Source organism: Micromonospora sp. DT46 (assembly GCF_049841735.1).
Lineage (GTDB): Bacteria > Actinomycetota > Actinomycetes > Mycobacteriales > Micromonosporaceae > Micromonospora > Micromonospora reichwaldensis.
In genome coordinates this window covers 424539-444850 of the sequence record NZ_JBNCKW010000004.1, presented here as the reverse complement: position 1 = coordinate 444850, position 20312 = coordinate 424539, and the positions used below count along the sequence as shown (strand labels likewise).

Here is a 20312-nt window from a genome sequence, read left to right as displayed (position 1 = left end):
CGGGTGGGCGTACGGCGCCGTTCTGATGATCACCATCATGCGCAGGCGCGGCCCGGGCTTCAACGCCCGGTTCGGCACGGCTGACGAGCCGGTGACCTAGGCGTTGGCGGGGTCCTCGCCGGCCGCAGGCCGGTAGCAGTCGCTCGCCAGGATCAGGGCGACGCGGTCCCGGCTCGCGGTGGTGGTGAGGCTGATCGTGATTCCGGTGTCGGGGTCACGCATCGACACGGCGCCCCGGGTGCCGTCGGCGAAGGTGCGGTCCTCGGTGATCTCGTAGCCCTGCTGCCGCCACATGTCGCGGATGCGCCCCAGCGTGGCGATCTGGTCGGCGGGCGGGACCGGGAGTCCGGCGAAGCCGCTCAACGTCCACCGTCCGTCGTCGGCGATCTCGCCCCGCTGGCCCTGGCAGGGCGAGGTGTTGGTCCGCCAGGCGTCGAGCGCGACGCCGGCGGTGGTGGCGACGGCCCGGGCGCGAGCCTCGGCCAGGGTGCTCACCTCGGCGGCGGCCTTGGTCTGCAACGAATCGTCCTTTCCTGACGACGAGCCGGGTTCCCCGCCCGCGCAGGCGGTGGCGGGCACCAGCACGGCCGCCACCGCCACGGCGCGCCACCGGGGCGGGCGGTGACGCGAGGTCATGGGGCCTTGCCGTGGTCGAGGGCGGCTGCCTCGTAGTCGCCCACGATGACGGCCGCCTGGGAGCGCAGCATCTGACTGTTCTGCGCCCAGTATCCGCTGTGGCCGGAGGTGTCGACGTGCAGGACGTTGCCGCCGAACTCCGGGTCGTGCGGGGCGGGGCCGTGGATGCCGACGAGACCGTCGACCAGCCATTCCCCGACGACGGGTACGCCGTCGAGCCAGCCGATCGTCTCCTCCGGTCGCGCGACGACGGTGTCGTCGGCGGCGGCACCGGCCCACACGTGTCTCGGGTCGATGTTGAACTCGCCGGCGTTCTCGACGCGCATGCCGGGACTGCCGACGGCGATCAGGTCGTCCGCGGCGAGGCCGTCGCCGGTGCTGGCCGCCTCGCCGAGGACGGTCGACCCGTAGCTGTGACCGATGGCGGTGAGGTGGGAGGGACTGTCGTCGTGGGAGGCGCGCAGTCCGTCGACGAAGCCGTCGAGCGCGCGGGCCCCGGCCTCGGACTTGGCCCCGAACACGGCGCTGACGATGTCGAGGTTCACCGACGGGGTGTCGTAGCCGAGCCAGGCCACGACGGAGACGTCGGCGCCGGCGGGGGCAAGCTCGACCGAGGCCTCCCGCAGGTCGTCGGCCCGCCCGATCAGGCCACGGATGTCGTCGAGTTCGGTGCCGACGCCGGGTACGAGGACCGCGGTGTGGGCGGCGGTGTCCGGGTTGCCGATCGCGACCGCCGCCTTCCCGTCGCCCGCCGGATCGAACGAGAGCAGGTAGAGCCGTTCGTGCGGAGCCGCGTTCTCCGCGCCTTCCAGCTTGTCCAGCAGCATGAGCGCGGCGGCGTGCCGCGGGTCGTCCCGGTCGCGGTGCCGGCCCACGTCGTCACCGACGAACGTACGCAGCGCCAGTTGGTTCGCCGCGTCGCGGTCCGTGGCGGGCAGCCCGTCGAGTGCGCCGATCCGCTCCGGGTAGGCGGTGAGGTAGACCTGCCGCTCGTCGTCGGACAGGCCGCTCCACCAGGCGTGCACGTCGGCGGGGCTGCTGCCCGGCGCCGGGATGCTCTCCTCGCTGAGCTGAAGCGCCACGGCGGCGGCGAGGGCGCCGTCGTTGGCCCGGTCGTACTCCCAGGCGAACTGCCCCGGCGCGCCGGCCTTCAGCTGGGTCAGGGCGCGGGCGATCCGGCTGTCGGCCTCGGTGGCCTCGGTGACGATGCGCGTGATGAGCTCGGTGTGGATCGCGGCGTTCCGGACATGCCGACGGTGGATCGTCTCCGCGTCCGGGTCGTGCCTGTCCCCTGCCGCCATCGCCGGCGCGGACACCCGCCCGGCCTCGTCCACGGTCAGTCCGAGGGATCGGGCGGCGCCGACGGCCGACTCCAACCGCCGCTGCAGGTCGCCGAACTCCTCCGCCGCTTCCCGCAACACGCTCGCGGCGGTCCGCGTCTGCAGGCTCGCGACCTCGAACTCGTCGTCGAGCTCGCTGAGCCGGCCCATCGCGGCGCTGGCGGCCGGTCCCTGCCAGCCCGAGGAGCGCAGCGGCCCGGTCAGCTCGGCCCCACACCGCGCCTCCAGCTCCGCGCAGGCCCGCGACAGGTCCGTCCAGGCCTGCGCGACGTCCCGCAGCGGGGCGACGCGCGCCTCGCGCAGGTCCGCGTACGTCACCACCGTGCGGTCACCGCTCGGGGATGTCGAAACGGGCGGCGCTGGCCTCGTCGCTGTAGCGGTAGTCCATCGCGCAGCCCTGCAGAGCGTCGCCGACCTGGGACAGGTAGCGGTCCAACCCGGCCAGGTCGTCCGACCACGACCAGCGCAGCTGCTCCAGCGCCGCCCGGGTCTGCCAGCCGGGCAGCCCGGCGACCGCGGCCCGCGTCTCGTCTCCGACGTCGGACACACCGCGCCGCAGGTCGTCCCGCAGGTCGTCGCACATCCGCGACGCCTTCTCCAGCAACTCCGGCTCGACGTTAAGTTCGATCACTGACTGGCCTCCCGCGAAGATCGATGCGAGCCTACCTACCCGCCCCACGCGCCGCGCGGATCGGTCGACTCAGCCGGTGCCCAGCCCGGCGAGCACGTCGCTGGCGCGCAGCACCGTCCACGGGCGACCGGGCGTGCCGGTCACCGTCACCACCGTCGAGCCCGGCGCGACCGGGGCGGGCGCGGGAACCAGGCGGTCGAGGGCGTCGGGGTCGGCGGCGCCGGCCAGGACCGTGCGGCCGGCCAGGTCGGGCGGTACGCGGATCCCGCCGGTGTCCATCGACGCCGCCGCGCGGACGGCGGACACGTCGGCCGGCACCTCGATGTAGGTGCGGTCCGCGTGGCCGACCAGGATCCGGTCGGCGCGCCCGACCGCGTGCCACGCCAGCAGGTCGAGGACCGTGGTGTGGTGGCCGCCCAGGAAGTGCTCCCACTGGTCGGCGGCCGCCCGGGCGAGCTGGTCACCGTGGCGGTCGACGCTGTGGCCGTAGCCACGGCCGGTCAGGGTCAGGTCGGTCCAGAGCAACCGCCGGGAACGCAGGTCCACGACCATCGGCAGCAGCATCCGGGCGTTGCCGCGCAGGTCGAACCGCTGCGCGACGCGGGCCCCGTCGAACTGCTCGCCCCTGTTGAGGGGCAGCATGACGCCGGCGAGCGCCTCCGTGAGGGCCTCGAACGGCACGGCGTTGTAACTGAGGACGGTCGGCACCGCGTACTGCACGCCGCGCTCGGCGAGACGGGCCAGGTGGAGGTCGAGGAACTCGGTGGCCCCGAGCGGAGCCGGGGCGGAGGTGAGGTCGCCGGAGTGGATCGCGCCGTCGCCGGCGAAACGCAACCGGGTGAAGTCGCAGTGGCCCACCCGCTGCCAGTCCCGGTCGAAGAACACGCAGGACAGGTCGAGGTCGACCCGCGTGGCGCCCGGGTCCTCCCAGTGCAGGAAGAACCGCAACACCTGCGCGCCGGGCAGGGCCCGCACACTGCCCCGGGGCCACCCCGCCAGCTGCGCCGAGGCGGCCCGCTCCCGCGTCGGCGCGGGCACCTCGGCCAGGGCGGCGTCGAGGACGGCCACGTCGAACCGGCCGAGCCGGGCGGCGCGGGCGGTCAACTCGGCGTCGACCAGTTCGCGTACCGCGGTGATCGCCGGCACCGGCACCGGCGGGCGGCGCTCGGGCTCCGTCCAGGTGGTCACGACGCTGCCGCGGGGATGGAACACCCGCCGGGGCATACCGGGACCGGGACGGCCACCGACGATCCCGGACTCCTCGACGGTGTCGGGCTCCTCGACGGTGCCGCCTCCGGGCGGCGCCTCGGCGGGAGGGGATGCCTCGCCGCCCGGCCGGAGCGCCCCCCGCAGGAAGGCGGGGCCGGCACCGCGCACGCCCCGCGCGACGGCGCGCAGGACGTCGCCCAGGCCGACGGTGAGCACCGGGGCGGCACCCGCCTGCTCGGAGCGGCGGGACCGCGCCGCCGCCCGCGCCCGCGCGGTCGCCGCCAGCTCGACGGCCGTCGCCCGTACCGTCTTGTCGCGGCCGGTCAGTTGAGCCGCCGCCGCGGCGAGCACGCCGGGTGCCACCCGGGCCACGGTCCGGCGCATGGCTGCCTCGACGGCCGCGTACGCCGCCAGATCGTCGCCGGCGACCCGCAGCAGGTGGTCGAGCCGGCGCCACAGCTCGCCCGGACGTTCGGTGAGCAGGCGGGCGGCCTCCGCCGCGTCGTCGCCGGTCAGGGCCTCCTCCACCAGGGACGCGTGGGTCTTGACGCGGACCGTGACCGTGCCGTCGGGGTGCCCGGTCGGCACGAGCCGCCGGGGGTCGCGGGCGCAGGCCGCCACGATGGCCGCGCCGAGGACACCGGCGCGGGCCGCGCGGGTGCCGCGCAACGCGGCGAAGGCGACGGCCGCCGCCGGGTGCGCGGCCACGTTCTCGTACGGGTGCAGCCGCTCGCCCAGGCGCTTCCAGACGGCCGGATGCCGCCGCAGATCCTCCGCCGCGCCCCCGGCTCCGCAGGCGTCGAGATGAGCGAGAGCCGCACGCCGCAGCGGCCGGGGCAGGGCCCGCACCCGGGTGACCGGCACGACGACGGCGGGCTCGTGGACCGGACGCCAGGCCACGCCCGGAGCCGCGGACTCGTCGTCGCGCCGCGGCAGGACCAGCCCCGGGTCCCCACCCGAGTACGCCCACAGGGTTCGCGCCACGTCCGTCGCGGTCGACCACCGCCGCCGGGCCGCGGCGACCACGTCGCGGTAGCCGGGGGTGCCCGTCGCGGCGTGCAGCGCCCGGGCGACGACCAGCGCGAGGGTCTCCCGCGCGGGCACCACCTCGGGCAACCAGTCGAGGCGGCCCGGCGCGGTGGCGTCCACCAGCACCCCGAGGTCGGCCCGGTCGGACTCGCTCAGCGCGGCGGGCCGGGCGACCAGCTCGTCCCGGAGCCGGACCGCGGCGCCGACCGGGTCGGTCTCGAGCCCGGCGAGGCGCATCGGCAGCGGCGGCGCGGCCGGGACGGGGTGCTCGCCGGCGTCCCCGGCCGACGCACCGGCTCGTCGCGGCGGGCGGCGCACCGGGGCAGACGGCGCGACGATGGGGAGGTAGGTGTCGCCCGCCGCCAGCCGGCGGCCGCAGACCGGGCACGCGGTGACCTGCTCCGGCGGGAAGCACGCCGGGCAGACGGGATGGCCGCACGGGTCCAGCGGCGCGCCACCGTCCTCGCGGCCGCACAGCACGCAGGGCGCGCCAGGCATGGCGAACAGATGGGTCAGCAGCCGCCGTACGTAGACCGCCTCGACGTCGCGCGGGGTGTCGGGGAACGAACGGTGGAGCGGCAGCATCGGGCGGTCCGCGCCGACCATCTCGTCGATGGTCGCCAGCAGCCAGTCGGCCCACCGGACCCGCACCGCCGCCGGCAGCCGGGTCGCCGCCGTGCGCAGGTCGTCCCGGAGCAGCCAGCCACGACCGGCCAGATCGGCCTCGAGCGCGGCCACCCAGGCGACACCGTCCGCAGGGGCGGCGCCCGTGCCCACCCCCGCGACCCGGCCGGCGCGTCGCAGCAGCACCCCAGCCAGCGGATCCATGCTCGCGCCTCCCCGTGCGAAGCGGTGGGCGGAGAGTCGCGACGCTAGTTGCCAGGACAGGGTGAGAAGGAAGCACCGCGGGGAGCCGCCCACCGCGGGGAGGATCATACGGCGCGGCCACGGCCGACCTCACCCCGATTCCCGGCCGGCACACGCCCGGCTGGCTCGCCAGGGACAACGCTCGCAGGACGGTTCGGATTACCCTCGCCGGTATGAGCCGACGCACCGATCCGGTTCGGCGTCCCCTGTGGCGCGATCGCAACTTCGGCGCCTACTGGGCTGCGCAGTCGCTCTCCGCCGCCGGCGACTCGTTCGCCTACATCGCGGTGCCGCTGCTCGTGCTCCACGCGACCGGGTCGGTCGCCCAGATGGGCCTGCTCACGGCCGCGGCCGGTGCCGCGGCCGTCGGCGCGGGGATCTTCGGCGGCGTCCTGGTCGACCGGTACGACAGGCGCAAATTGATGATCACCGCCGACCTGGTCCGGCTGGTGCTCTACGGCCTCATCCCCCTGGCCTGGCTCGGTGGCCCGCAGGTCTGGCTGCTCTTCGTCGTGCTGCCGATCTGCGAGGCCGCGGGCATGGTGTTCCAGGTCGCCGCGGTGACGGCGGTGCGCAACCTCGTCGACCGGCCCCGGATCACCGAGGCCAACGGTCGCCTACAGGCGACGTACGCGGCGGCGGCCGTGCTCGGGCCGCTGCTCGCCGGCGTGGTGTCGGCCCGCTTCGGCGCCACGGCGGCCATCGCCATCAACGCGGCCAGCTTCGCCCTGTCGGCCTTCGGCCTCTGGCTGGTGCGGCTGCGGCGGTCCGACGAGGGTGCGACGGCCGGCGGCGCGGCGGGGCGCGAGGGCCGGCTGGCCGAGTTCCTCGCCGGTGCGCGGTTCCTCTGGCGGCAGCCCGTGCTCCGCTCGCTGACCATCCTGCTGTCGGTCTTCATCTTCCTGACGTACGGCTTCACCGACGTCCTCGTCTACCACGTCAAGCACGACCTCGGCGGCTCCGACGGCACGGTCGGCACGGTGCTGGGGTTGGCGGCCCTGGGCACGGTCGTCGGGGCGCTGCTGGTGGCGCCGCTGCGCCGCAGGCGTGGCTTCGGCATCACCTGGATCGGCGCGCACGCGGTGTGCGGCCTCGCCATCGTGGGCATCGGCGTCGTCGGGAGCGTACGGGGCGTCACCGTGCTGACCGCGGTCTACCTGTGCGGCGTCAGCGTGGGCGGGATCTGCTCGATGTCGCTGCGCCAGGAGATCACGCCGGACCACCTGCTCGGGCGGGTCACCTCGGCGTTCTGGAGCACGCACTACGCGCTCGGCCCGGCCGGCGCCGCCGTGCTGACCTGGGCGGCGGGCCGCTACGGCGTCACCGCGGTCACCGTCGTCGCGGGAGCGGGGTGCCTCCTGGTCGCGGTCGGCGGGCTGCTCACCCCGATCCGCCGCGCCGGCTCGGAGCCGATGGCCCGCCCGTCGGCGACCCCGCGGCCCGCGACCAGCCAGGCGTCGTGACCCCTGGGACGTACCACCCGCACGCCGGCACCCCGCCCCGCAGGTGCCGCCACCCTCGCCGGGGTCAACGGTAGCCCTGCCCGGAGCCGCCGAGCCGGCGCGCCGAGGGTGCCGCCGGGCCCACCGGCCGGCCGACGCGGGCCACGTGCAGCAGGCGCTCCGGCACCACGCCCAGCAGCGAGCCGAGGGCGTCGCGGGTCGCGGCGGTGTCGATCAGCTGGCTCAGCGGGTGCGCCGCCAGCCCGGCCGCGTGCAGGGTCAGCCACACGCGCGCGAGCACCCGACCGAATTCGACATGTGTCGCGTCGTCCGTCCCGGGCGGTCCGATCAGGACGATCACGGCGCCACCGCGTGCGAGCGGGTTGCCGGACGCCGCCGCGAGGAGCCGGGGCAGGCCCAGCGGGCGCAGGAACGGGTACGCCGCCAGCGCCGCCCGCAACGCGGTCGCCTCGCGCCCGGACAGACCCAGGCACCGGTCGGTGAGCCCGTCGGCGTGGTAGTCCGGGTGCGCCGGCGTGAGCCGCAGCCACGACCGCAGCTCGGCGACCACCGCGGGTTCCGCGTACGTCTGCCGGTCGGCGGTCCTCAGCAGGCGGGCCAGCCGGCCGGCGTCCGGTACGGCCCGGACCGTCCCGCCCGACGCCCGCGCGACGGCGTCGGCGGCGGCCAGCACCTCGGCGTCCGGGCCGGCCGAGAACCGGCCCCGGTGGGTGCGGCGGGTGAGCACCTGCGCCGCGTCGAACGGGGTGTCGTAGCGGTGCGGGGACGCCCGCAGCCAGCCTGCCCGACGGTCGGCGGCACAGTGGTCGGCGACGAAGCGCAGCCGGAGCCCGGCGTCGGCCGCGACGACCAGACAGGTCTCGACGAAGGCGCCCAGGGACAGCCGCAGGTCCCGGCCGGACGGATCGGCCGCCGGCAGGGTGTGCGCCGGCTCCCAGCCGACCCGGACCGCCCCGGGCTGATGGTCGAGGCGCCACGGCTGGGTGTTGTGCGCGCTCGGCGCCCGCCAGCAGAGCGGCGCCAGGGCGCGGAACGCCGCGAGGTCCATCTCTACAGCGCCTTCTCGTAGAAGGTGTACCCGTGCAGGGGCCGGCCGCCCGACGCCCGGTACTGCGCGGCCGAGGCCGGGTTGTCCCGGCCGACGTAGGTGCTGCGCAGCGTGGTGTACCCGCCGGCGTGCAGGTTGCGGCGCAGCGCGGCGGAGAGCAGCCGCTGGTATCCGCGCCCCTGGTACTCGGGCAGCACGCCCTTGACGATCAGCACCGCCTCCCGCCGGTACCGGCGGCGGACCGCCAGCAGCCGGAGCTGGTGGAGCAGGCTGAGGTCGCCCCGGACCCGGACGACGAACTCGCTGATGTCCGGCACGCAGAGCACGAACGCCACGGGCCGCCCGGCCCTGGTCAGGTAGAGCAGCAGCGACTCGTCCAGCAGGTACGCGAGCCCGTCGGTCTGCCGGCGCAGCTGCGCGGCGGAGATCTCGGTGTAGTAGCCGAGCTGGGCGAAGGACGCGTTGAGCATCCCGCGCAGCAGTTCGAGCTGCTCGGCGAGGCGCCGGACGTCGCCCCGGTGCACCCGCAGCTCCGCGCCGTCGGGGTCGGTGCCGGGCTGGTCGGTGCCAGGTTCGTCGGCGCCAGGCTCGTCGTCGCCGGCGGGGACCGGGCAGATCCAGGTGTCCGACTCGAACCGCCGCCGGAACCCGTACGACTCGTAGGCGGTCACGTACCGGGGCGGGTTCCAGGCGCTGTCGATGAAGCCCCGGTCGGCGTACCCGGAGGTGATGACGCCGCCCGCCTGGTTGGGCAGCAACGCCACCGGCCCGAAGAGCGCGTCCCGGTCGCCGGCGGCGCGGGCGGCCGCGACGATCGCCTCGAACAGCGGTCGCGCCGCCGCCTCGGTGAACTCGGTGAGCCCGAAGAGCTGACACCGCCGGCCGAGCTTGGCGTCGAGGGCGGCGTCGGTGTGCAGGGTGGTGCGCCCGACGACCGCACCGGTTCCGCCGTCGCGCAGCACGTACATCGGCACGCCGTCGCGCCACCACCGTCGCACCTGCTGGCGCGAGGGCGGCACGAAGCGCGGCTCACCGGCGTACACCCGGTCGGTGAGCGCCAGGAACTCGCGCAGGCCGCGCCGGTCGACGACCCGCTCCAGGCCGCGCGGGGCGGTCATCGCCGCACCGCCGGCCCCACCGTCTCCGAGCCCAGCGGAGTGAACGTCTCGATGTGCCCCAACTCGGCGGACTCGGCCCGCCACAGGCCGTTGGAGTAGCCGTCGGGTTCGGCGGTGAAGAGCCGGATGAAGCCCGCGGTGGCGTTGCGGTCGCCGTCGGTGAGCCAGACCATCAGCTTGCGGTGGTGGCGGGAGCGGGCGAAGCGCATCAGTGCCTCGCGGTCGGTGAAGAACGCGACGGTGCCGAGGGTGAACGGGAACTCCCAGTACACCCGGTGCCAGCGGTATCCGGACATGCGGCGCATGTCGCGGACCATCCGGCGCCAGGCCGGAAAGAGCCGCAGGATCGCCAGCGGCCCGCGGTAGCGGGTGGCGCCGAAGAACATGGCGCCGGCCTGGGCCCGCGCGGGGGCGCGGGAGAAGTCACGGGTACGCATCGCTCAGCCCTTCAGGTAGACGTTCTTGATCTTCTGCTGTCCGGCGAACGGGCCGGCGCCCGGTTCGTGCAGCTCGATGCGGAGATCACCGGCCGTCGGGTCCTCGGTCAGCGACTGCGCGAAGTCGCGGGAGACGGCCGCCAGGTGTCCGCGTACCCCGCTGCGGCAGGCGGCGGCGAGAGCCTCGCGGTCCGACCCGGACAGTGGGCGGCGCAGTTCCAGGTGGACCACGGGCCGGGTCTCCAGCGCGGCGTCCTCGGCCAGCGACAGGCAGAACCGGCTGATCTCGGCGGCGTACGGGTTGTCGGCGTAGAGGCCGTACTCCACGTCCTGGGGATAGAGGTTGGCGCCCAGGTACGACACCGTCGAGTCGCGCCGGCCGAACAGCAGCAGCACCGGCAGGGTCATCCGCTCGCTGGCCAGCGCCGCGCGGCACTCGGCCCAGCGCCGCGGGTCGCCGCGGACCAGGTCGAGGATCCGTCGATACCCGACGAGCAGCGCCTCGTCGCCGACGTTGTACCGCAGCCGTGGTTGCAGGACGTCGGGGCCGATGATCGTGCAGAGCAGTTCCCGGCGCTCGTTGGTCTCCAGGTAGGTGGCCAGCGGGTTGTACTGGAACGCCATCGGCAACCGCTGCTCGTCGGCGCCGAGCAGTGCCGCCCGCAGCTCGGGGTCGTCACGCAGGCGCCGCCGCAGCCACACGGTGAACCGGGTCTCCGCGCCGATGCCGATGGTCAGGTCCGAAGCGCCGTACGCCGACCGGACCCGCAGGAACCGCTCCTCCAGGTAGGCGCGCAACGCCTCCGTCATCGCCTCTCCCCCGCAGCTGGCGAAGATGCGGTGGCGCGACCAGTCGAAGCCCTCGGCGTCGAGCCGGTCGCGCAGGTGCTTGAGGAACGGCGGGTACGCGGTCACCAGGTAGTCGAAGTCCGGGCCGAACTCGCGAAGCGTGTCGACGATCTTGCCGAGGTCCGGGCCGGTGTTCTTGACCACCGCGATCCGGGCCATCGCGGCGCCGGTCGTCGTCCCGGTCGCCCACGCGCCCATCGAGTAGGCGTTGATGACGAACGGACGACGCATCGGGAAGACCAGGCTGGTGTAGCCGACGATGTCGCGGTGCACCGCGCGCAGCTCGCGCTCGCCCCGGGGCCAGTTGAAGGGCCGGCCCGACGAGCCGGCCGACTCGTCGACCACCACGCCCCGCTCCGGCAGTCGTCCGCCCCGGCAGCGCCGGGCCGCGTCGAAGGGGACGACGTAGCTCACCTTGTCGGTCTCCGGGAAGTCCCGCAGCCGGCGGCGGGACCCGGCCGGCCGGGCGCGCAGGAAGGCGCGGTACGCCGGGACGTCCAGCGCGGCGAGCGCGCAACCGGCGCGCGCGTTCGCCGCCGCGAGCACGTCCAGTGCCCGGTGGTGCCGCCGGGCCGACCACCGCCACGAGGCGGGATGGCTGCCGGCGAGCCGCACCGCCGCCCCGATCAACCGACCGGAGATCGTCAGACGTACCCGGCGCCAGCGCTCGCCGGCCGTCAGACGTGGTGCCGTGAGAAAGGACGGATCAGCGTATCGATGCAGCGTCTCGGCCATGTCAGAATCCTCGGCGCCGCCGACCGAGGATGCCTGAGCTGTCGCACCGGTCGGCGCTGAGTACCCGCACCCAGCTCGATCCGGGCGCCGGCCCCTACCCGAGGTGGGTGCAGTGGGCGACCGTGGCGTCGTCCGGGACCGGCGCATCGGGGCCACCGCGGGCGCGGTCCTCGGCCTGCCGGACGCGGCGGATGATCTCGGCCGGGCCGTGCGCGCCGAGCAGGTCCGCCACGCCGGACCAGTCGGTCAGGCCGTACGGGCTGACGATGCGGCTCGCGCCGTTGCTGAGCAGCGCGACGCCGTTGAGGTCGTCGAGGGGCCGGCTGCCGGTCACCGCCTCCTCCGCCGCGCGCGGATCGTCCTTGGCGATCCAGTAGCCGCCCGGCTGGTTCCGACGCGCCCGCAGCGCCTCCACGCAGGAGTCCCGGATGCGGTCGTACTCCCGGGTTCCCCTGGGGACGCCGTCCAGAGGCGCGGAGCAGATCCGCCTGGCGGTGACCTCGCGCTCGTCGGTGCGGACCTGCGGGCCGCCGCGGACCTGGTCGAGGACGAGGAAGGAGTCCGCGAGCAGGAGATGGTCCAGGCGACCCCGGTGCGCGCGGACGATCACCACGGTCGCCTGCGGGCTGCCGGGGTTCGTGAGGTCGCAGGTGTCGCGGTGCTCGGCGGCTGTCTCGTCGATCGCGCTGGCGAGGATCGCCACGAGGTCCCGCCCGTCGTCGCGCGACAGCCGGCCGAGCAGCGCGCCGCCGAGGCGGTGCGTGTACCAGGCGACACCGTGGGAGCAGATCGACTCCGTGCCCGGGATGCCGGCGCCGTCCAGCAGCACGGCGGCGCCGGGGACCGCGCCGACGAAGTCCTCGTTCGGCCTGCCGGCCCTACCGGCGCTGGTCGCCATGCTGACGTGCACTCGCGGGCTCCTCCCGGTCGCCCGGCCCGCCGCCGCGCCGCTGAGCGTCGCCGGTCAGGGACGGGAAGGGGAGCCGGTCACGGGGCCAGTCGCTGCGAGATCCAGTCGGCCGCCTGCTCGACCGCCCGCCGGGACTCGTCGGTGTGGTCCAGCATGTCGAACCCGTGCTGCCCGCCCGGTACGTCGATCACGTCCACCCGTACGCCGGCGTCGCCCGCCGCGTCGAGGAACGCCGCGACCGTCTCGGCCATCTCCTCCCCTTCCCGGCCGACCCGGGTGATCAGCAGCGGCGGTACGGGCCCACCCGCCGCGCCGATCGCCGCGCCCGGCGCGAAGCGCGGGTCGACGCCCCAACCTGGCAGCGGCGCGAGGACGGGGTACGTCAGTGCCACCGCCCGCAGCCAGGAAGGCCGGTCCCGCAGCCAGTCCGTGCTCAGCAGTCCCCCGCCGGAGAAGAACCACAGGGCGATCCGCCCGCCGTCGACGCGCGGGTCGGCGCGGACCCGCTCCACGGCCGAGGCGACGTCGAGGGCGGCGGTCGGGCAGTCGGTGACGGGGCCCTGCGGACCGACGACGACGCGCATCCGGTGCTCGACGGTGACGGCCAGGAGACCGAGGTCGGCGAGAAGGCAGCCGTAGCCGCGGAAGACCGGCCAGTCGCGGGGACCCTGGTGCGGGCCGGGTGGCAGCGGTCCACCGTGGACGAGGACCACGGCGGGGTGCGGACCGCCGCCCTCCGGCACGTACCAGTCGAGATTCGCCTCCCGCTCGGGCTGGCGTGCCGTCGGCGTCAGCACGAAGGGGCGAAGGAAGCTCGGCGTCTCGTCCATGATCGCAGTCTGGCACGGCTCGGCCACTCTGTGGTGCCCCTGCCGAGCGTCGCACCGTCGACCGCCCGCTGGCGCCCATGCGCCGGGGCGGTCCCCGCGAGGCGTACGGCGGCCGTTGCCGTCCGGCTCAGGCCCCGGTGCCGGGCGGCGGCAGCGGCAGCTCGACGGCGTCCACCGTCGCGACCCGCACGGCCGAATGCGCCGGCGGCAGCTTGTCGGCTCGCGGCGAACGACTGTGCACCCGGCCCCGGCCGGTCGGATCCGGCCGCCCGCTCACCTCGCAGGCCACCATCAGGATCGGCGCGGGCGGCGCGGTGAACCGGCCGGCGCCCCAGCGCACCCAGAGCGGGAGACGCCCCGCGTCGGCCTCGGCGAGCAACTTCTCCCAGGTACGGCGGCGCGTACCGTGATCGACCTCGACGACGACCGGCGGCCCGTCCGGGCGGGCACAGGCCACGTCGAGCACCGACTGCTGAGCGGACATCGGCGGCGGCAGCGGCAACACGCTGGACGCCCGCCGGTAGACCCGCCAGCCCCGCTCCCCCGCCCAGTCGACCACCGCGTCGATCAGCCGGGCGGTGACCTGGTCCGTGGTCAGGTCGGTGAAGGTGACCGCGTCGAGCCGGTCGGCCAGCGACGCCGCCAGCCGCTCCCCGTCCTCGCCGACCACCACCGCCGCAGGGTAACCGGCGCGCCCGGGCGTGGCCGCAACCGGGGCGACCCCTCCGTCGCCTACCGGGTTCTGCCTGCGGCAGATCCGGCCACCGAGGCAGACCCGTGGGCAGCCCTTCCGGCGCGGGTGGTGCTACAAGGGAGCGATGGAGCTGACCAAGTACGGCCACGCCTGCGTCCGACTGGAGAAGGCGGGGCGTGCGCTCGTCATCGACCCCGGCGCGATGACGCCCGAGCCCGAGGCGTTGGCGGACGTGGAGGCGGTGCTCATCACCCACGAACACTTCGATCACTTCGAGCCCGACCGGCTGCACGCGGCCGTCGCGGTCGATCCCGCTCTGGCCGTCTACACCTGTCCGGGTGTCGCCCGGCACCTGACGGGCCTGGAGGATCGGGTCCACGTGGTCCGCGAGGGCGACGTGCTGCACGTGGCGGGCTTCCGGGTACGGGTGGTCGGGGAGAAACACCACCGCAGCCACCCCGACGTCCCGCCCGTGGACAACGTCGGCTTCCTGATCGACGAGGAGGTCTTCCATCCCGGTGACGCGCTGACCGTCGTGGAGGTGCCCACGCTGCTCGTGCCCGGCCAGGCGCCGTGGATGACCGTCCCCGACCTGATCGAGCACCTACGCCGGACGGCACCCCGGCGCGCCTACGCCATCCACGACGGCCTCCTCAACGACTGGGGCCTGCGGGTGCTCGACGGCGTACTGCGGAGCGAGGCCGACCGCCTGGGCGCCGACATCCGCCGCCTGCGACCCGGGGAGCGTGTCCACCTCGTCGGTTGACCGTACGCTCGTCGGCCGAGCCGGGTCGTCCGTCCTCATGCGGTGGCGAAGCGGACGACCTGGGCGACCTCCCGCATCCGCAGCCCTTCGTAGAGCCGGCGTGGCACCGGGTATCCGCCGTCGCCGCGCGGGCCGACCACCGCCTGGGTGGCGCCGAGGTCACGTGCCGCCCGCAGGATCTCGGCGCACACGGCGCGCCCCAGTCCACGCCCGGCGTGGTGCGGCCCGGTCCCGACCGGCTCGAACAAGACCGACCCCGACTCCGCGTCGAGCCATCCCAGACCGAAGGCGGCCAGCGATCCGTCAGCTGCCACGGCGACCATGTCCAGCTCCCCGCGGTAGACCGGAGTGGCCGTCACCGCCAGGTGTCTGTCGATCGAGTAGCTCGAGCTGCCCTCATCGCCGGTCACCGGAAGGCCGAGCATGCGCCTGATGCGTGCCGGGTCCCAGCAGCGACGGTGCACCTCGACCCGAGCCGCCAGCTCGTCGGGACGGACGGCGCGAATCGAGTAGCCGTCGGGGGCGGTGTGCGCCTCGAGGTCGGACAGGTCCGCGAGACTGCGCCACAGCTGCGCGAACCACGGCCCACCGGACTCGACGAAACCCCGCGCCGACAGCGCGTCGATGAGCTCGGTCTGCTGTAGGGGCACCTCCAGGCTGACGCGGGGAGCGACCTGTCGTAGCTCGTCGAGCGCGTCCACCAGTTGGCGGGGGGGCATGGTCCGCGGCGACAGGTGGAGCGACGCGTTCGCCGGCTCCTCGGCCGACGCCGGTAGCCAGATGTCGGCGAAACCCAGCAGGGGGCGGCACCAGGCGAGGGTGCGGTCAGGGGCCGCGCTGCCGTCCCCGTGGGCGTGGGACCAGGCGACGTTGCCGACGTGCAGCCGCTGCTGCGGGGTCCAGGTTCGCCGGACGCAGGCCAGGCGCGCGGCGAGATCGGCAGTGTCCACCGGCAAAGTCCGCCAGAGACGCCCCGTCCGGTCAACACGATTACTGCCGGCCACCCCGTCGCGGTCCGTCCGGGCCGGGCGCCGCGGGCGAGCCTGGAAACCCCTCCTACCGCGCCGCGACGGCCACCGGTGCGCTGAGGCGGCCCTCGTTGCCGCTGCGGTCCAGGCCGGAGACGCAGTAGGACAGCGGACGGTCGGCCGGGGCGGTGCGGTCGACCCAGCCGGTGCCCCGGGCGATGCCGACGAGCCGGGCCGTGTCGCCGTCGACGCGGTAGACGGCGAAGCTCGCGGCGCCGTCCCCACGCCAGGTCAGCGTCACCCCGCCAACGCCCGCACGCCGCGCCCCGGTGACCGTGGGGGCGGCCGGCGGCGTCGCCGGCAGCTGTGCCATCACGGGCACCAGCGCCGGCCCGGCGTAGTGGGCCGCGCGGTACCGGCTGACCGCGCCGAGCTTGTCGGCGCGCACCTGCCTGGCGCTGAAGTGCACGCTTCCGCTCGCGCCGTGCCGGCGGTTGAGGGCGAGCTGGCGGTCCAGTTCGGCCGGGTCGCGCCAGGCGCCGCGCTCGCCCACCCGGTAGTCGGCCTGGCCGATGTAGAGCTGCACCCGGGTGCCCCGCACCGTGGCCGCCCACCACGGCAGCAGCTTGGCGTAGTCGGCCTTGTCGAAACCGATGTGCCAGTACAGCTGCGGCACGACGTAGTCCAGCCACTGCCGCCGTACCCAGAGTCGGGTGTCGGCGTAGATGTCGTCGTAGCTCTGCAACCCCGCGGTCGCCGAGCCGGCCGGGTCGGTGCGCTCGTTGCGCCAGATGCCGAACGGGCTGATACCGAACTTGACCCAGGGCTTGATCGCCTTGATCCGCTCGCTCATCTCGCGGACCAGCGTGTTCACGTTGTCCCGGCGCCAGGCGTGCTTGTCGGCGAACCCCCGGCCGTAACGGGCGAACGTCGCGTCGTCCGGGAAGTCCTGCCCGGCCTCCGGGTACGGGTAGAAGAAGTCGTCGAAGTGCACCCCGTCGACGTCGTACCGCTGGACCGCCTCCAGCATCGAGTCCTCGACGAACGTTCGCGCCTCGGGGATGCCGGGGTTGAAGTAGAGGCGGCTGCCGGGCCGGTCGGCGCTGGGGTAGGTCACCACCCAGTCGCGGTGCCGCCGCAGCGGGTGCGTCGGCGCGAGCCGGTCCAGCCTCGGGCCGGGCCCGCCCACCGTGGCCGGCTGCCCGCCCCGGTACGGGTTGAACCAGGCGTGGAACTCCAGGTTGCGGGCGTGCGCCTCGGCGACCATGAACTCCATCGGGTCCCAGCCCGGGTCGCGGCCGTCGCGGCGCCCGGTCAGCCACTCCGACCACGGCGCGTACGCCGACGGCCAGAGTGCGTCCCCGCTCGGCCGCACGTGCACGAAGACCGCGTTGTGGTGGTGCCGCACCGCCAGGTCCAGCCAGCCCCGGAACTCGGCCCGCGCCGCCTCGGGCGACAGCCCCCGCCGGCTCGGCCAGTCGATGTTGTTGACCGTCGTGATCCACATGCCCCGCAGCTCGCGGGGCGCCTCGGCCGGTCGACCGGCGCAGGCGGGGGTGCGATCCGCCGGGGCGGCCCCGAAGGGGGTCACGGCGCCCCGCTCCGACAGGCCGGGTCCACCGGCGACCCCGTCCCGCAGCGACCAGGCGCCGAGGGCGACCGCCACGGCGAGCGCGGCGACCACCGCGACGAATGCCTGGGTACGACGGCGGCGGGCGGGCGAGTCGGCGGCGCGCATCGCTTCAGTCTGCACAGTCGAACCTCCGGGCGCACCAGGCCGACCGCTACTTAACGGTCGGATAAGGCTGGCCGCCGACCCGGAGGACTGCGACGCGTCCGGCAGCGGGAGCGCTCCCCGGAGAGCGGCCACCAGAGCGGATCTGCCGTGACCGACCCGGTGATCTTCAGGCGCCACGGGACGCGGGACACCTGTGGCTACTGTCGGTCGGTTTTGTCAGCGGTGCTGCGGTCGGTGTCCCGGGAGACGAACGGGGTGCGCATGCGGGTCATCGCGTCCGCGCTCACGTCCACCGCCTGCCCGTGTTCGCGGTCGGTGTCCCGGTCGCTCCCTGAAGCGAAGGGATTCAGGACGGGCGGCGTCATATCTGCCAAAACGGACTCCAAGATGTCACAGGGCAGCGCACAACAGATCAGCTGGCAGCTGCAAGCCGGGAAGAAGGCGGGTGGTTGGGGCGCGTCATCGGCCGCCACATACCCGCCTTCGACAGCCTACCGCTTTCACGCCCTTTGCAGACGGTGAGGTGCGACCGGGGCAATCGCCCATCGCGCCGAACCGGGACCGGCGGTCATGATCTGCGCCGAGCTGACCGCAGAGATCGAGCTGACCGCAGAGATGGGGACGCGGCAGGTTCGCGGAGACCGTCTACGCTGAGCCGGCGCAGGTGTTGCCGTGTCTGGGCGTCGGGGTCAGCCGGCGTCCACCGCCGACCGGCCCGGAGCCGAGGTACTTGGCGCCCGCGTAGAAGTCGACCGTGCCGGACGGTGCGCGGTTGCTGATGGTCACCGGGTCCACCTCGGCGGTCGCGGTGACGTGGGTGCGGTGCGGGTTGCCAGCCGAGGTGGTGTCGACCTCCAGGCTGGTGGTGGTACGGAACGCCACGGCGCGGAGATAGTCGTCGAGCATCTGCCGCCAGACATCCCAGACATGGACACCGTTGATGTTGTGCTCGGTGACGTCGACGCCGGCCGGACGCCAGTTCTCGGTTCGAGCGAGCGAGTTCGGGGCGATGCCGATCAGCCAGTCCTGGAGTCCGGTGCCGACGTGGATGCCACCGGTCACGGTCTTCATCCGGTTGATCTGCTCCTGCGTCGGCGTCACCGCACCGCCGGCCGCGCCCCAGACGACGTGGTAGCCGACCAGGTCGGCGTTGTCGTAGAGGAGCGTGATAGCGCAGGCGCCCTCGGCGGACAGCCCGCCGCGCGTGCCTCAACGAGATGTTCACCGCGCTGACCGGCGTGATCGCCGAGGTGCTCGCCGGACGGACCGAGCATGGCCTGATGCCGAAATGTTCCCAGCCGGTGGCGCTCGACCTGCACGACCGGGTCGCGAACTGCGTTGCGGCCGGCGACGCCCGAGGCGCCGAGGCCGCGATGCGTGAGCTACTCGGTGATGCCCGACACGCGTCCGGGAGCGGATCGAACAGGTGACACCGACGGTGTGGGACGAGCCCACGGCGCACCAGCGCCGTTGCACCACCACTTGGCTCTGCCCGCATAATGCCATGATGACTGGCGAACGCGTCATGTTGGACGGCTCGCGGCCTATCCGGGAACGCGTCCAGCACCTCCACGACGCCTGGGCCCGGGACGGACGAGGTCGCGCCTTCCTGGTCACCGGCACGGCGTTCTTCGCGGTCTACTGCTGGAGCTTGAACTACAAGATCGGCGACTCGACGGCTCCGGCCCACGATGCCGAACTGGCCGAGTTCGTCGCCGCCTCGTACGAACTCAATGGCGGGTCCGTCGGCTGGAACGCCATGCTCAACAGCCGCGAGATCTGTTCCACCTGCCATGACCGGTACCGACTGGAGAACCTCGGGATCTGCACCGGCTGCATGCGATACACCTGCTACGGCTGCGGCGAGCATGAATGCTGCGCCGGCGAGTTGCTTTGATCGCGAGGCTGCCGGTCGAGCGACGCACTCTCACCGGCTGTTCGTCAACTGGCGCTACGACCGCAGGCCGGCCAGATGAGGGCAACGAGACAGCCCTGCCGACACCACGTTGGCTGGCAGCAACACCGCCGCCGATCCACTCCCCCACCTTCGCCCAGGAGCCGTTGCGACCCTCGCCCGATCCCGAGACCGGGCGCAGCCGGTGGTCAACGCCGGCCTGTTGCGATGGCGGGCCGTCGGTGTTGTGCTCGGCGCAACCCGAGCTTGGCACGAACTTCAGTACCAGTAGTAGCTCCAGTTTCCCTGGCAGTCGGACTCGAATGATTCCCGGCTCTCGAGAGCAATATCTACCGGGATGATGCTGGTCGACCCGAACTCGTCCTCTTCGGCGATGAGAGCGCGAAGTTGTCGTTCCCACTCATGCCATCGCGGTGTCTGCTGCAGTTGCGCGATCTGAGCCGCAGTGTGGACGAACACGGAGACGCGGTGAAGATCCGCGTTCACCGCGACGGTCCAGACGCTGTCTCCCCAGTCGTCGCGGGACTGGTCCCACCGCTCCTGCGGTATCGCTGCCATGACGCGTGCCGTGGCCTCCTCATCGAAGTACCCCAGCCCGCCCATGACCGGACCAGTTACGAACTCGACGCCGGCAAGTGCTGCGATGCGCCGGGCCCGCGAACTTGGAAGTTTCCCGATCCGCAACGCCCGTGCCGTGAACTGCCGCCACCGCCACGGACCGAAGTCGGCGACGATCTGATCGAGGACCGCGTCCGCCGGCAGGCGGCGATCATGGTCGGGTGCCGCGCCGCGTACCCAGGCGGTGATGGTCGGAACCCCCACGCCCGGGACTCCGTGGCCGGCCACAAAGTTCATGGACCCGCAGGTAAGGGCAATGAGGGGCTGACCGAGCCGAGCCTCAAGCGCCTCAAGTGCCGGGCGAAGTTCCGCGTCAACGGTCGCCCGCCCTCGAAGGACATCGGCGACTTCCTCGAACTCGTCGTCTTCCTCCGCGCTCACACCAGCATCCTGCCGCACCGGCAGAGCGGGCCCAGCGCAAGCTCCGGCGCCCCCGCCAGGCCCACGACAGGAGGCGGTGACGGGATCGGGTGCCGACGAGAGCGAGTGCACCGCAAGACCCTTTGAAGAC

The 20312-nt window shown here is 74.0% G+C and carries 19 protein-coding genes; 4 read left to right on the top strand and 15 right to left on the bottom strand.

The window, feature by feature from the left end:
• Nucleotides 1-96: 96 nt before the first annotated feature.
• The 4 genes from ACLQ20_RS13415 to ACLQ20_RS13400 form a co-directional block, all read right to left on the bottom strand.
• Nucleotides 97-636, bottom strand: coding sequence for a hypothetical protein (locus ACLQ20_RS13415; RefSeq protein WP_151452616.1), 540 nt, complete (start codon nt 634-636; stop codon nt 97-99).
• Nucleotides 633-2297, bottom strand: a complete 1665-nt coding sequence (locus ACLQ20_RS13410) for an alpha/beta hydrolase (protein WP_425855734.1) — start codon at nt 2295-2297, stop codon at nt 633-635. The genes ACLQ20_RS13415 and ACLQ20_RS13410 overlap by 4 nt, the downstream gene beginning before the upstream one ends.
• A gap of 7 nt (nt 2298-2304) precedes the next feature.
• Nucleotides 2305-2607, bottom strand: coding sequence for a hypothetical protein (locus ACLQ20_RS13405; RefSeq protein ID WP_151452618.1), 303 nt, complete (start codon nt 2605-2607; stop codon nt 2305-2307).
• A 69-nt stretch (nt 2608-2676) separates the two neighbouring features.
• Nucleotides 2677-5673, bottom strand: a complete 2997-nt coding sequence (locus ACLQ20_RS13400) for an MXAN_6230/SCO0854 family RING domain-containing protein (RefSeq protein ID WP_425855733.1) — start codon at nt 5671-5673, stop codon at nt 2677-2679.
• 212 nt (nt 5674-5885) lie between these two features.
• Here ACLQ20_RS13400 and ACLQ20_RS13395 point away from each other — a divergent pair, with 212 nt between their 5' ends.
• The gene (locus ACLQ20_RS13395) at nt 5886-7175 is read left to right on the top strand and encodes an MFS transporter (protein ID WP_425855731.1); all 1290 of its coding nucleotides are present in this window, start codon (nt 5886-5888) and stop codon (nt 7173-7175) included.
• 64 nt (nt 7176-7239) lie between these two features.
• Here ACLQ20_RS13395 and ACLQ20_RS13390 read toward each other — a convergent pair whose 3' ends face one another.
• The 7 genes from ACLQ20_RS13390 to ACLQ20_RS13360 form a co-directional block, all read right to left on the bottom strand.
• The gene (locus tag ACLQ20_RS13390) at nt 7240-8223 is read right to left on the bottom strand and encodes a nitroreductase (RefSeq protein ID WP_425855730.1); all 984 of its coding nucleotides are present in this window, start codon (nt 8221-8223) and stop codon (nt 7240-7242) included.
• A gap of 2 nt (nt 8224-8225) precedes the next feature.
• On the bottom strand, nt 8226-9341 hold the full coding sequence (locus tag ACLQ20_RS13385; protein ID WP_425855727.1) for a hypothetical protein: 1116 nt from the start codon (nt 9339-9341) through the stop codon (nt 8226-8228).
• Entirely contained in the window at nt 9338-9778 is a 441-nt protein-coding gene (locus tag ACLQ20_RS13380) for a DUF4188 domain-containing protein (RefSeq protein WP_425855725.1), read from the bottom strand. Before ACLQ20_RS13380 ends, ACLQ20_RS13385 begins: the two co-directional genes overlap by 4 nt.
• A gap of 3 nt (nt 9779-9781) precedes the next feature.
• On the bottom strand, nt 9782-11362 hold the full coding sequence (locus tag ACLQ20_RS13375; RefSeq protein WP_425855724.1) for a phenylacetate--CoA ligase family protein: 1581 nt from the start codon (nt 11360-11362) through the stop codon (nt 9782-9784).
• A gap of 94 nt (nt 11363-11456) precedes the next feature.
• A complete protein-coding gene (locus ACLQ20_RS13370; protein ID WP_425855723.1) occupies nt 11457-12272 on the bottom strand; it encodes a hypothetical protein in 816 nt (271 codons plus the stop codon).
• 77 nt (nt 12273-12349) lie between these two features.
• Entirely contained in the window at nt 12350-13102 is a 753-nt protein-coding gene (locus ACLQ20_RS13365) for an alpha/beta hydrolase (RefSeq protein WP_151452624.1), read from the bottom strand.
• A 127-nt stretch (nt 13103-13229) separates the two neighbouring features.
• A complete protein-coding gene (locus tag ACLQ20_RS13360) occupies nt 13230-13775 on the bottom strand; it encodes a hypothetical protein (RefSeq protein ID WP_358120161.1) in 546 nt (181 codons plus the stop codon).
• Nucleotides 13776-13920: 145 nt separating this feature from the next.
• On the opposite strand from ACLQ20_RS13360, the gene ACLQ20_RS13355 reads away from it, so the two are divergent.
• Complete coding sequence (locus ACLQ20_RS13355; protein ID WP_358120164.1) at nt 13921-14562, top strand: MBL fold metallo-hydrolase; 642 nt, start codon at nt 13921-13923, stop codon at nt 14560-14562.
• Nucleotides 14563-14597: 35 nt separating this feature from the next.
• On the opposite strand, the gene ACLQ20_RS13350 is transcribed toward ACLQ20_RS13355, so the two are convergent.
• From ACLQ20_RS13350 to ACLQ20_RS13340, 3 genes are all read right to left on the bottom strand, one after another.
• Nucleotides 14598-15512: a GNAT family N-acetyltransferase gene (locus ACLQ20_RS13350; RefSeq protein WP_425855722.1), complete on the bottom strand. Its 915-nt coding sequence runs from the start codon at nt 15510-15512 to the stop codon at nt 14598-14600.
• Nucleotides 15513-15618: 106 nt separating this feature from the next.
• Nucleotides 15619-17268: a glycoside hydrolase family 10 protein gene (locus ACLQ20_RS13345; protein ID WP_425855928.1), complete on the bottom strand. Its 1650-nt coding sequence runs from the start codon at nt 17266-17268 to the stop codon at nt 15619-15621.
• A gap of 645 nt (nt 17269-17913) precedes the next feature.
• Nucleotides 17914-18369 carry a hypothetical protein gene (locus ACLQ20_RS13340; RefSeq protein ID WP_151452628.1) on the bottom strand — a complete coding sequence of 152 codons (456 nt, stop codon included), beginning with the start codon at nt 18367-18369 and terminating at the stop codon, nt 17914-17916.
• A 116-nt stretch (nt 18370-18485) separates the two neighbouring features.
• On the opposite strand from ACLQ20_RS13340, the gene ACLQ20_RS13335 reads away from it, so the two are divergent.
• Both ACLQ20_RS13335 and ACLQ20_RS13330 read left to right on the top strand, forming a co-directional pair.
• The gene (locus ACLQ20_RS13335; protein ID WP_151452629.1) at nt 18486-18698 is read left to right on the top strand and encodes a hypothetical protein; all 213 of its coding nucleotides are present in this window, start codon (nt 18486-18488) and stop codon (nt 18696-18698) included.
• 77 nt (nt 18699-18775) lie between these two features.
• Nucleotides 18776-19165 carry a hypothetical protein gene (locus ACLQ20_RS13330; RefSeq protein WP_151452630.1) on the top strand — a complete coding sequence of 130 codons (390 nt, stop codon included), beginning with the start codon at nt 18776-18778 and terminating at the stop codon, nt 19163-19165.
• 276 nt (nt 19166-19441) lie between these two features.
• Here ACLQ20_RS13330 and ACLQ20_RS13325 read toward each other — a convergent pair whose 3' ends face one another.
• Entirely contained in the window at nt 19442-20182 is a 741-nt protein-coding gene (locus ACLQ20_RS13325; protein WP_425855721.1) for a hypothetical protein, read from the bottom strand.
• Nucleotides 20183-20312: the final 130 nt, after the last annotated feature.